Annotated in this window: 1 protein-coding gene; it reads left to right on the forward strand. The window is 66.4% G+C overall.

What is annotated here, in order from left to right:
* Nucleotides 1–273: 273 nt before the first annotated feature.
* Nucleotides 274–525, forward strand: coding sequence for a hypothetical protein (locus F6Q13_RS19515; protein ID WP_293060012.1), 252 nt, complete (start codon nucleotides 274–276; stop codon nucleotides 523–525).
* The last annotated feature ends 103 nt before the right edge of the window (nucleotides 526–628 follow it).

Raw genomic sequence — 628 nt, forward strand, 5'->3', positions numbered from 1 at the left:
GTGGTCCTCGAGTGTTGTCAGTTCGACAGCTGCCATAGCGCAACGCTAGGCGACGCCGCATCCGGGCCGGATGATGACCACGCCCTGGTGTGCCTAATGTCACCGTGTCACTCGCAGGGCTGCCGGCGGTCACCGTGTTAGGTTTGCTTGAGAACCGAACAAACGGATTACTCGTCGGCGGGCCGCCGGGCATTTCCCACATCCGTTTATCGCCAACACGCTTGTTTTGCGGCGGAGCAGTCGGTCATCCAAGCCGAAAGACCAGGAGTCTCGATGCGAAAACGCAGCTATCCGCACCCGCGCAGGGACGCCGCCGGCGCCCGGCACCGGGTCGGCGCGCACTTCTGCGACATCCGCGGGATGCTGTTGGGCCTGCAGGGTTTCTACCTGGACCTGACACCGGCCGCCGCGACGGCGGGCGATCACCGCGAGCAGGCGGCCCGGCAGCTGCGCGCCGCGGCCGCCGTCCGCGACCACACCACCGAAGAACAGCGGCAACGGATCCGTGCTGCGACCCGATGCTGACCTCGCCTGGATCTAATGCTTGGCGAACCACTCGGCTTGCATCGCCAACAGCGCCAGCGGCTCCAACTGCGGGATGCCGGGATCGAGCTCGCGGTAGCGCTGA

It is taken from the genome of Mycobacterium sp., from assembly GCF_008709575.1.
Taxonomy (GTDB): Bacteria; Actinomycetota; Actinomycetes; order Mycobacteriales; family Mycobacteriaceae; genus Mycobacterium.

What these genes read in the sequence shown, in the direction of transcription:
- F6Q13_RS19515 (WP_293060012.1), top strand. Translation starts at nt 274, where the DNA reads ATGCGAAAACGCAGCTATCCGCACCCGCGCAGGGACGCCGCCGGCGCC.